Source organism: Streptomyces sp. NPDC029956 (assembly GCF_055574655.1).
This window is the reverse complement of the sequence record NZ_JBVHZJ010000060.1, coordinates 42636-53898: the sequence shown is the minus strand read 5'-3', so window position 1 is coordinate 53898 and position 11263 is coordinate 42636. Positions and strand designations below refer to the sequence as shown.

At 70.9% G+C, this 11263-nt stretch carries 6 protein-coding genes and 2 pseudogenes; 6 read left to right on the top strand and 2 right to left on the bottom strand.

Annotated features, from left to right (window positions below):
• Positions 1-154: 154 nt before the first annotated feature.
• A pseudogene (locus ACZ4XX_RS33470) lies at positions 155-2554 on the bottom strand (lectin).
• 370 nt (positions 2555-2924) lie between these two features.
• On the opposite strand from ACZ4XX_RS33470, the gene ACZ4XX_RS33465 reads away from it, so the two are divergent.
• The 6 genes from ACZ4XX_RS33465 (at position 2925) to ACZ4XX_RS33440 (ending at position 10669) form a co-directional block, all read left to right on the top strand.
• Positions 2925-5771 carry a PQQ-dependent sugar dehydrogenase gene (locus ACZ4XX_RS33465; protein WP_468511616.1) on the top strand — a complete coding sequence of 949 codons (2847 nt, stop codon included), beginning with the start codon at positions 2925-2927 and terminating at the stop codon, positions 5769-5771.
• A 35-nt stretch (positions 5772-5806) separates the two neighbouring features.
• On the top strand, positions 5807-7591 hold the full coding sequence (locus ACZ4XX_RS33460; protein ID WP_468511615.1) for a ThuA domain-containing protein: 1785 nt from the start codon (positions 5807-5809) through the stop codon (positions 7589-7591).
• Positions 7592-8014: 423 nt separating this feature from the next.
• Positions 8015-8527, top strand: a complete 513-nt coding sequence (locus ACZ4XX_RS33455; RefSeq protein ID WP_468511614.1) for a hypothetical protein — start codon at positions 8015-8017, stop codon at positions 8525-8527.
• On the top strand, positions 8524-8868 hold the full coding sequence (locus ACZ4XX_RS33450; RefSeq protein ID WP_468511613.1) for a transcriptional regulator: 345 nt from the start codon (positions 8524-8526) through the stop codon (positions 8866-8868). The genes ACZ4XX_RS33455 and ACZ4XX_RS33450 overlap by 4 nt, the downstream gene beginning before the upstream one ends.
• Positions 8865-9797: an ABC transporter ATP-binding protein gene (locus tag ACZ4XX_RS33445; RefSeq protein WP_468511612.1), complete on the top strand. Its 933-nt coding sequence runs from the start codon at positions 8865-8867 to the stop codon at positions 9795-9797. The genes ACZ4XX_RS33450 and ACZ4XX_RS33445 overlap by 4 nt, the downstream gene beginning before the upstream one ends.
• A 20-nt stretch (positions 9798-9817) precedes the next feature.
• The gene (locus ACZ4XX_RS33440) at positions 9818-10669 is read left to right on the top strand and encodes an ABC transporter permease (protein WP_468511620.1); all 852 of its coding nucleotides are present in this window, start codon (positions 9818-9820) and stop codon (positions 10667-10669) included.
• A gap of 221 nt (positions 10670-10890) precedes the next feature.
• Here the strand turns inward: ACZ4XX_RS33440 and ACZ4XX_RS33435 are convergent.
• A pseudogene (locus ACZ4XX_RS33435) lies at positions 10891-11226 on the bottom strand (Tn3 family transposase); the annotation flags it as partial.
• Between the last annotated feature and the right edge of the window lie 37 nt (positions 11227-11263).

The window sequence follows — 11263 nt, the reverse complement described above, 5'->3', positions numbered from 1 at the left end:
TCCGCGATGTCCGCGTTGGCTCTGGCCGCTCCGCCCTCTCTCTCCTCGTTCTTCCCCCCCCCCCCCCCCCCCCCCCCCCCCTCTCCTCCCCCCCCCCCCCCCCCCCCCCCCCCCCCCCCCCCCACCTCCCCGTCAGGTCACCGCGTGGGCGCGGTCACGGCAGTGTCCACTTCTGGTTCGGTCCGGTGTGGCAGGTCCACAGATGGACGGCGGTGCCGTCGTTCCACACCCCGCCGGAGGCGTCCAGGCACTTGCCGGACCGCGGGTTGCGGAGCGTCCCGTCGGCCTGCGGCGCCCACTGCTGGGCGCCCGTGCCGTTGCAGGTCCACAGCTGCACCCTGGTGCCGTCGGCGCTGCCGCCGTCGGACACGTCCAGACACTTGCCGAGCACCTTCGCGGTCCCGTCGCCGGATACGGTCCAGCGCTGGGCGGCTGTGCCGTTGCAGGTCCACAGCTGGATCTTCGTACCGTCCGCCGTCAGCGAGTTGTCGACGTCCAGGCACTTTCCGTTGACGCCCTTCACCTCGCCCGTCCCCGCGCCGGCGCCGGGCAGCCGGTTGAGCGTGTACCACGCCTCCGTGCTCCACAGTGACTCGCCGCCGGCCGAGCTGAAGGGGCGTGGTGAGCGGACGTGAACGACTCGGTCGGCCTTCAGACCCGGGATCGCGAGGGTGACCGTGCGGCCGTCGGCCGAGAGGGTGGCTGACTGGACGGCGAGGGTCTCCTCGTCGACCTTGGGGCCGCCGTAGTCGGCGGTCGGAACGTACCGCCACTGCTTGACCTTGTAGTGCTCGACGAGGTCGGCGGCGGTCTGGGTGGACAGCGGCTGGGTGTACTCGAGCGCGAAGCCGCCGGGCACGGCCCGCATGGCGCGGATGTCGAAGGCGTCGGCGCCGTTGGGTGTGAGCTTCTGGAGACCGTGGGCGAGCTTGCCCTCCTGGCCCCAGTTGCCGCCCGCGCCGAGTCCGCCGGCGTAGAGCGCGCCGTCCGGGCCGACACTGATCCGCGTGACGCCCGCTTCCAGACCCTGGGTGAGCCGGAAGACCGCGCCCTGGTACTCGCCGCCCACCTTCTCCAGGTAGGCGCGCTATATCCCGCCGTAGGTGACATCACCGAAGAGCATCTGGCCGGCGAAGGGCCCCTCGGTCAACTGCAGAGGTGTGCTGGGTGAGTTGGCGATCTCGTTCTGCGGCAGCCAGAGCACCGGCCTGGTGACGGGCTGGTTGTCGAAGGGGCCGTCGGGGTTGGTGTAGTGGTTGAAGAAGCGGCCCTGCTTGATGTGCAGGAGCTTTGACGAGGGCAGCCAGCCGCCCTGGTTGTCGGTGACGAAGATGCCGCCCTCGGGACCCCATCCGATGCCGTTGGGGGTGCGCAGCCCGCCCGCGACGTAGGAGACCTCGCCGCTCTGGCGGTTCACTTTGATGGTGGTGCCCCGGTTCGACGCGGGCTGGGGGTCCGTGGTCGCTCCGCCGTAGTTGATCGAGACCGACAGGTTGAGGTAGAAGAACCCGTCCTTGTAGAGGAGTCCGAAGCCGAACTCGTGGAAGTTGCCACCGAAGGGCCACGTCGCGACCCTGCGGTACTGGTCGGTGACCTCGTTCCCGTCGGTGTCGTTCAGTTCGGTCAGTTCGTGCTTCTGCGACACGTAGAGCTTGCCTTCGACGTACTTGATTCCCATGGGCTCCTTGAGGCCCGAGGCGATCTTCTTGTACGTCACCCGGCCGGGCCCGGTGCTGCCCGTGACGTTCGACAGCAGGTAGACCTCGCCCGACGTGTTGTTGCTGCCACCCCATGTGGTCACGGCCAGTCGGCCGTCCGGCAGCCAGTCCATGGCGGACACCTGCGGTTCGAAGCCCGGGGGCCGGAGGTCGGTGAGGGTGTAGTTCGGGTGCACGCCGGCGAGGGGGAGGCCGTCGCCGGGCGAGTCCGTGCCGGACTCGCACTCCTTGCGCCCGGGCGCTGTCACGCGGACGACGTCGGCGTCGGTGCTGAGGGCCGAGTTCGGCACGACGGTGAAGGCAGCGGCGCCGGGCGGCTTCCAGGCCAGCGTCAGCTGTTCGCCGCCGCCGCGCTCGAAGTGCTCGATGCGCAGCGCGTGGTGGCCGGCCGTCAGGGCGACGGTGGCCTCCTTGGGTTCGGGTCCGTGCAGACCGCCGTGGTCGATGACCAACTGGTCGTCGATCCAGAGACGGGAGCCGTCGTCGCTGGTGAGCCGGAGGGTGTGGGCGCCGGTGGCGGGGGCGTGCAGATTGCCGACGGCGTGCGTGACGAAGTTGGTGTCGAGGCCGAAGTCGGTGGGGGAGGTCCAGTCGACGACGGGCATCAGCTTGTCGATGTTGGGTGTCTGGCCCGGCTTCAGGGCGCAGATGTCGTTGAGCGGGACCTGGACGTCGAAGACCCGCAGGGTGACGCCGGGTTGCTGCGGTGGCAGGGCGGCCTCGTCGGCGGGGGCCGGTGCGGCCGTCAGGCCGGACAGGCCAAGGGTGAGGAGGGAGACGAGAAGCGTTCCGGCCAGGCTGCGGCGCGGTCGGCGGGAATGCGGCTGTGGATGCACGTGACCTCCTGACGGGCCCCTCGGGAGAGGGGTTCGTTCGGGCGAGCGGGGGATCCATCGCAGCCGGGGCGCGCCGTCGTCCCGGTCAAGTAGAGCCGGAGGATGGGGAGTTGTGAGCGCCCCAGACCGCCGCGCCCGACAGAGTAGGGACTTCCGTCGACACCGTCCATGCTTTGTCCCGAACCTGGGAAAAGTGGCGGGGAGTTGTGCGGCCCGGGTTACGGACTCCGACAAAGCGCGCTAGCTTCCTTGAAATGAACCGGTCATAAGGCGACGGGTCGGTCGCTACGGCGTGACGGCGCGCGCCCGTAGACCCCCCGGCGGCCCGGCGCGACCGGCCGTCACCCCCCTTCACTTCGGGAGATCTTCTGTGCGCACGAGAACGCCCGGACACCAGCGCGTCCGTTTCCTGACCGCCCTCGCCTGCACCGTCGGATTCCTGCTCCCGGTCTTCCCCGCCGCCGCCTCGCCGCCGCTCCACGAGACGGCCGCCCGCGCGGCGGCTCCGGAGTTCCAGCAGGTCACGCTCGCCAAGGGCGTGGCCGAGACGGGTGAACCGATGACGCTGGCCGTGCTGCCGGACCGCTCCGTGCTGCACACGTCCCGCGACGGAACCCTCCGCCTGACGAACGCGGCGGGCACGACGTCGGTGGCGGGCAAGGTCGAGGTGTACAGCCACGACGAAGAGGGCCTCCAGGGCATCGCCGTGGATCCCGGCTTCTCCTCCAACCGACACGTGTTCCTCTACTACGCCCCCAAGCTCGCCACCCCGGGCGGCGACGCCCCCGGCAACGGCACGACCACCGATTTCGCCCCGTACGACGGGGTCAACCGGCTCTCGCGCTTCGTCCTCAGGGCCGACGGCACCCTGGACACGGCGAGCGAGAAGAAGATCCTCGACGTCCCCGCGTCCCGCGGCATCTGCTGCCACGTCGGCGGCGACATCGACTTCGACGCGGCCGGCAACCTGTACCTGTCGACGGGCGACGACACCAATCCGTTCGCCTCGGACAGCTACACCCCCATCGACGAGCGCCCCTCCCGGAACCCCGCGTTCGACGCCCAGCGTTCCGCGGGCAACACCAACGATCTGCGCGGCAAGGTCCTGCGCATCAAGGTCGCCGCCGACGGGTCGTACACGAGCCCGGCCGGGAACCTCTTCGCCCCGGGCACCGCCAGGACCCGCCCCGAGATCTACGCGATGGGCTTCCGCAACCCCTTCCGCATGAGCGTCGACAAGGCCACCGGCACCGTCCATCTCGGTGACTACGGCCCTGACGCCGGAAGCGCCAGCCCCGCCCGGGGCCCCGCCGGCCAGGTGGAGTTCAACCGGATCACCCAAGCGGGCAACTACGGCTGGCCGTACTGCACCGGCAACAACGCCGCCTACGTCGACTACGACTTCGCCTCCGGGTCCTCCGGCTCCTCCTTCAACTGCGCCGCCCCGAGGAACACCTCGCCGAACAACACCGGCCTCACCGACCTGCCGCCCGCCCAGCCCGCCTGGATCCCCTACGACGGCGGCTCGGTACCGGAGTTCGGCAACGGCTCGGAGTCCCCGATGGGCGGCCCGGTCTACCGCTACGACGCCGCCTCCACCTCGAAGGTGAAGTTCCCGCAGGAGTACGACGGAGACTACTTCGCCGGCGAGTTCGGCCGCCGCTGGATCAAGCGGATCACCTCCGACGGCTCGGGCACCGTCCAGTCCATCAACGCGTTCCCCTGGACCGGCACCCAGGTCATGGACATGGCCTTCGGCCAGGACGGCGCCCTGTACGTCCTCGACTACGGCACCGGCTACTTCAGCGGGGACCAGAATTCCGCCCTGTACCGGATCGAGCACGTCACGGACGGCCTCGCCCCGACCGCTCAGGCCACCGCCGACAAGACCTCCGGCACCGGCCCTCTGACCGTCGCCTTCTCCTCCGCCGGGAGCGCCGACCCCGAGGGCGGGCAACTCACCCATGCCTGGGCTTTCGGTGACGGCGGCACGTCCACCGCCGCCTCGCCCTCCCACACCTACACGGCCGACGGGCAGTACACCGCGACGCTGAAGGTCACCGACGTCACCGGCAAGTCCGCCACGGCCTCGGTCCGGATCACCGTCGGCAACACGGCCCCCACGGTCCGCCTCGAACTGCCTGTCGACGGCAGCGTCTACGACTTCGGCGCCGCGATCCCGTTCAAGGTGACGGTCACCGATCCGGAGGACGGCACCGTCGACTGCTCCAGAGTCAAGATCACCTTCGTCGTCGGGCACGACAGCCACGGCCATCCGCAGACATCCACCACCGGCTGCACCGGCACTCTGCGGACCCTGGCGGACGGCGAGCACGACCCCAACGCCAACATCTTCGGCGTCGTCGACGCCGAGTACACGGACAGGGGCGCGAACGGCCAGCCCGCGCTGACGACGCACGACCAGCACCTCACCCAGCCCACCCACCGGCAGGCCGAGCACTACGGTGCCTCCGCCGGTGTCCAGGTGGTCACCCACACCCCCGCCCACGGCGGCAGGACCGTCGGCTACATCGACAACGGCGACTGGATCTCCTTCACGCCGTACGCCCTCGGCAACGTCACCCGGCTCACCGCGCGCGTCTCCTCCGCAGGAGCGGGCGGCACGATCGAGGTCCGGGCCGGTTCCCCCACCGGGACCCTCCTCGGGACGGCCACCGTCCCGGTCACCGGCGGGTGGGAGACGTTCGAGGACGTGACCGCGCCGCTCGCCGGGGGCCCGGCCGGATCGACGACGCTGTACCTCGTCTTCAAGGGCGGCAGCGGCTCCCTCTTCGACATCGACGAGTTCTCCTTCGCCACCGCCCTCGCCGGCTCGGGCTCGGGCGAGGTCAGAGGCGTCGGCGGCAAGTGCCTGGACATCGACAACGCCCAGACCGCCGACGGCACGAAAGTCCAGCTGTGGACGTGCAACTCCAGCACCGCACAGCGCTGGACCGTGGCGAGCGACAACACGATGCAGGCTCTGGGCAAGTGCCTGGACGTGTCCGGCGGCGGCAGCGCCGACGGCACCAGGATCCAGCTCTGGACCTGCAACGGAACCGCCGCGCAGAGCTGGGCCCCGCAGACCGACGGCACGGTCCGCAATCCGCAGTCGGGCAAGTGTCTCGACGCCTCGGGCGGCGTCTGGAACGACGGCACCGCCGTCCACCTGTGGACCTGCCACACCGGCCCGAACCAGAAGTGGACCCTTCCGTGACCCGCAACCGCAGCCGTAGAAGAGAGGGCGACCCCATGCGTCCACGCACGCTCACCCCCCTGCGCACGCTCGTCGGTCTCGTCGCCGGTGCCGTCCTGGCCCTGGCCCTGGCCCCTCAGGCGGCGGCCCTGCCCGCCGCCCCGCACACGACCTCGTACTCCGGGGAGACCGTGGCCACGGCGGTCCCGGCGGCCGACCCCGCCTACAAGATCCTCGTCTTCTCCCGGACCGCAGGCTTCCGGCACTCCTCGATCGACGACGGCATCGCGGCCCTTCGTGGCCTCGGTGCAGCGAACAACTTCACCGTCGACGCGACCGAGGACGCCCAGACGTTCACCGGCGGCAACCTCGCCCAGTACAAGGCCGTCGTCTTCCTCTCCACGACGGGCGACGTCCTCGACGGTGCTCAGCAGACCGTCTTCGAGCAGTACATCCAGGGCGGCGGCGGATACGTCGGCATCCACGCCGCCGCCGACACCGAGTACGAATGGCCCTTCTACAGTGGTCTGGCCGGCGCCCTGTTCCACTCGCACCCGGCGATCCAGCCCGCCACCGTGAAGGTGGAGGACCGGGCCCACGACGCCACCGCGCACCTGGGCACCGGCTGGCAGCGCACCGACGAGTGGTACAACTACCGCACCAACCCCCGCACCTCCGCCCGCGTCCTCGCCTCGCTCGACGAGTCCAGCTACTCCGGCGGCACCATGGGGGGTGACCATCCGATCGCCTGGTGCAAGGACTACCAGGGCGGCCGCGCCTTCTACACCGGAGGCGGCCACACGGACGAGTCGTACTCCGACCCCGCCTTCCGGCGTCACCTCCTGGGCGGCATCCGCTGGGCCGCGGGAATGACCGAGGCGGACTGCCGTCCCGAGACCGGCTACACCAGCCTCTTCGACGGCTCGTCCACGACCGGCTGGCGCCAGGCCGGCCCCGGCGGCTTCACCCTCGCGGACGGAACCCTCACCTCGCAGGGCGGTCTGGGGATGCTCTGGTACGCCGGCCGGGAGTTCACCGGCGACTACTCCGTGAAGCTCGACTGGAAGATGTCCGGAGACGACAATTCCGGGATATTCCTCGGCTTCCCGGCCTCCGATGACCCCTGGTCAGCGGTGAACAACGGCTACGAGGTCCAGATCGACGCCACCGACAGCCCCGACCGCACCACCGGTTCCGTCTACGGCTACCGGTCCTCCGACATCCCGGCCCGGGACGCGGCGCTGAACCCGCCGGGCGAGTGGAACACGTACGAACTACGCGTCACCGGCGAACGACTGGAAGTCTTCCTCAACGGGCGCAAGATCAACGACTTCACGAACACCGACCCGGTCCGCAGCCTGCGACAGGGACACATCGGCATCCAGAACCACGGTGACGGCGACGACGTGTCCTTCCGCAACATCCGCGTCGACCACCGGGGCGGGCAGCAGCCGGACCCCCGCACGGGCGAGGTGAGAGGCGTCGGCGGCAAGTGCCTGGACGTCGACAACTCACAGACCGCCGACGGCACGAAGGTCCAACTGTGGACCTGCAACAGCACGGCCGCACAGCGCTGGACCGTCGCGGCCGACAGCACGGTGAAGGCTCTGGGCAAGTGCCTGGACGTGTCGGGGGGCGGCAGCGCCGACGGCACGAGGATCCAGCTGTGGACGTGCAACGGCACCGGCGCCCAGAAGTGGGAACCCCAGGCGAACGGGACCGTCCGCAATCCGCAGTCGGGCAAGTGTCTCGACGCCTCGGGCGGCGTCTGGAACGACGGCACCGCCGTCCACCTGTGGACCTGCCACACCGGCCCCAACCAGAAGTGGACCCTTCCCTGACACTTCGCACGGAGCACGGAGCACGGAGCACGGAGCACGGAGCACGGAGCACGGAGCACGGACCATGGAGCACGTGCCCGGCCGTCGTCACCGACGACGGCCGGGCACACTCGGTCCGCACGTCAACAGCGCTCGGCCGGCCGATGGGGAGCCGGCTGTAGGACTGCCTACGCGCGTGACCTGGCGGCAGGTGGAGGGCGCGGCGTGGCCTGCGGTTGGCGGTGGGCTGTAACCACGGGCATCCGCGGGTGCGCTTCGTGCCGCGGGACCGGCGGAACGAGCGGCTGGTGACCGTGGCCTGACCGTCGTGACCGTCGTGACCGTCGCGGCTCCAGCTCCCGGTACCGACAGACCTTCGACTTGCCTATCAGGAAAGCCGAGAGTAACTTTCCTTGCAGGAAAGTAATCGGGGACGGGAGGGCGATGGCCGTGAGCATGCGGGTGGATGCCGAACAGGCATGGCAGGATCTCCAGCGCATCCGAGTGCCGCAGGAGCGGGTGTACGACGAGTTCGAGCGCTCCGCGTCCGGCGGGCGCGGCATGACCCACGGCACGGCCGCGCTCATGTGGGTGTTCCTTGCCGGCGTCGGCATGGACCTGCCCCAGTGGGGCGTCGGCCTGTTCGTGGCCGCCTACGTCGGCCTGTTGAGCGTGCTGGTCGTGACGAGCAGCCGCAGGAGTCGGATGCAACTGCACCACACTCGCTGCCCCGGGCGTATGTGGGCCGCGTTCGGTGTGGCGGCGGTGCTGGTCGGCGGGACGATCGTGCTGTCGGACCACCTGACCGAGTCACTGGAGCCGATCTACGCCGCCCCCATCCAGGCCACGGCCGCGGTGGCTGTGTACCTGCTCTCCCTCGGTCCCGCCAACCGGTGGGCGGCCGATTCTGTGCGGAGCGGCGGCGAACCGGCGGCCGCCGAGGAGGCGGGCCGATGAGCACCCCCGCGGGTTTCGACGAGATGATCCACCCCGCCACCCGACTGTCGGTGGTCGCGCTGCTCGCCGCCACCGAGTGGGCGGAGTTCGCGTTCGTCCGAGACAGCCTCTCGCTCAGCGACTCCGCGCTCTCCAAGCAGCTGCACACCTTGGAGGCGGCTGGATACCTGGAGATCCAGAAGGAGGGCGGCGGCCGCAACCGCCGTACGAAGGTACGGCTGACGGACCGCGGCCGCACCGCCTTCGAGGGACATGTGGCGGCACTCCGCGTCATCGTCGACAGCGCCGGACCCGCGATCGGGGCGGCACAACAGCAGCCCCACGCGGAGGCGGGCCGATGACGGCGTTCGGGCGAGCCGACGTCCAGCCTGTGATCCAGGTACGCGATCTGACCATGGCGTACGGTGATGTCGACGTTCTGGGCGGTGTCGATCTGGACGTCCACCGCGGCGAGGTCTTCGCGCTGCTCGGGCCCAACGGCGCGGGGAAGACCACCACTGTCGAGATCCTGGAAGGCTTCCGGCAGCGCTCCAGCGGGAAGGTGAGCGTCCTCGGTACGGATCCCGAGCGGGGCGGTGACGCGTGGCGAGCCCGGATCGGCCTGGTCCTGCAGCCCTGGCGAGACCACCGCCGCTGGCGGGTCGCCGAGCTGCTGACCCACTTCGCGACCTACTACCCCGATCCGCGCGACCCGGCCGAACTGCTGGCCCTGGTCGGCCTCACGGACCAGGCCGGCCGGCAGGTGCACCGGCTGTCCGGAGGCCAGCGCCGGCGCCTCGACGTCGCGCTCGGCATCGTCGGCCGCCCCGAACTCCTCTTCCTCGACGAGCCGACCACCGGCTTCGACCCTCAGGCGCGGCACGAGTTCCACGTCTTGGTCGAACAGCTGGCCCGCGACGAGGGCGTCACCGTCCTGCTCACCACCCACGACCTGGCGGAGGCCGAGCGGCTCGCCGACCGGATCGCCATGCTGGTCGGCGGCCGGATCCGGGCCTGCGGCACACCCGCGGAACTGGCCCGGCGAGCCGCCGCCCAGGCCGAGGTCCGCTGGACGGCCGATGACGGGACGCCCCGCCGCGAACGCACAGAAGACCCCTCACGGCTGGTCTGGGACCTTCACCGGCACGCGGACGGCCCGATCGCCGACCTGGAGGTCCGCCGTCCGACGCTGGAGGACACCTACCTGCACATGGTGCACCGGGAGGCCGACGGCACGGACGAAGTCAACGGCACGCACAGGGACGCGGACCAGGAGGCGCCGGCCGCATGAGGGGGGACAACATGACGAACATGACGAACAGCTGGCGTGCCGGGCTCCAGCGCGGCGGAATCGAGGTGCGGCACCTCCTGCGCAACGGCAAGGAGATGTCCGGCCATCTGACCAACGTGGTCGTCGCGCTGCTCGTCGCCGCCTACATCAGCGACGACGTGCCCGGGACCCGAACCCCGATGACACATCTGGTGCTGGCGGGCTTCGCCGCCTACCTGCTGTTCCAGGTCGGGCTGATCAACCTCCCGCAGATCCTCGTGACCGAGCGGGAGGAGGGCACCCTGCTGCGGCTGCGCGCCACGCCCGGCGGGATACCGGCCTACCTCGTCGCCAAGTGCCTGCTGGTGGTCGTCCTGGCGGTCGGCACCCCGGCGCTGCTCCTGGTCGCCGGGGCGCTCCTGGTGGACGGGCCACTGCCGCACGGGCCGGGCGACTGGCTGACGCTGCTGTGGGTCACCGCGCTCGGGCTGCTCGCCGTCGTACCGCTCGGCGCGGCCATAGGCGCCGTACTGCCCAACCCCCGCGAGGCCCTGGCGTTGATCATGCTGCCCACGATGGGGCTGCTGCTCACCTCGGGGACGGTGTTCCCGATCACCGCACTGCCCCTGCCGGTGCAGCACGTGGCCGCAGCCTTTCCGCTCAAGTGGATCGCGCAGGGCCTGCGTTCGGCGCTGCTCCCGGACTCGGCACGGACCGCCGAGGCGGCCGGCTCTTGGGAACTGCCCATGGTCGCCCTGGTCCTCGCGGCCTGGGCGGTCCTGGGGCTCCTCCTCGCGGTACCGCTCCTGCGCCGCGCCGCACGCCGCGAGTCCGGCTCGCGGCTGATCGCCCGCCACCGCAAGGCGGCACAGAGCGGCGCGGTGGCCGCGTAGGCAGCCTCGCGACCGCCGGGCTACGCCGTGGCCCGCTTCGACGGCACGGGCCGACGCGCCGGCACACGCCCGCAGGCGGGTCGGAACCCGGCCGGCGGCCTGTTCGACCTTGCGATGCGGACCTGCCGCAGGCCCCGCCACCGTGGGAACTCGACGGCGGGGCCTGCTGGCCTGCGCGATCGACGGCGCCTTGATGGCCTTGCCAGCCAGCCCGGCGAACCGTGCTCGCCCGCTTCCCCGGGCAGCCCGAGCGGGGCCGGCACGGTCGGCCTGGCCTGCGCCGCCGCCTCACCGGCCAGCAGCTTCGCCCGCGGATCCCCCCACCTGGAGGAGTTCTTCGCGAACACCTGGTTGCTCCGCAGCATCCGGTGGAACTGCTCCAGCACGCAGAAGCAGAAGGTGCAGGCCTTCCCGTCCGCCGTGCCCGGCTCCAGGTGCGGCGGACGGAGCACCAGGCGCCGCCGCCACGGGCCGGCCGGCAGGCCGGTGTCCATCTCGGCCGGGCCGGCCTTCTTGCCGACCATGAGGTCCGGCAGCGACCTCAACGCGCTCAGGACTTCGAGATCAGTGACAGCGCCGCCATGCGGTAGCTCA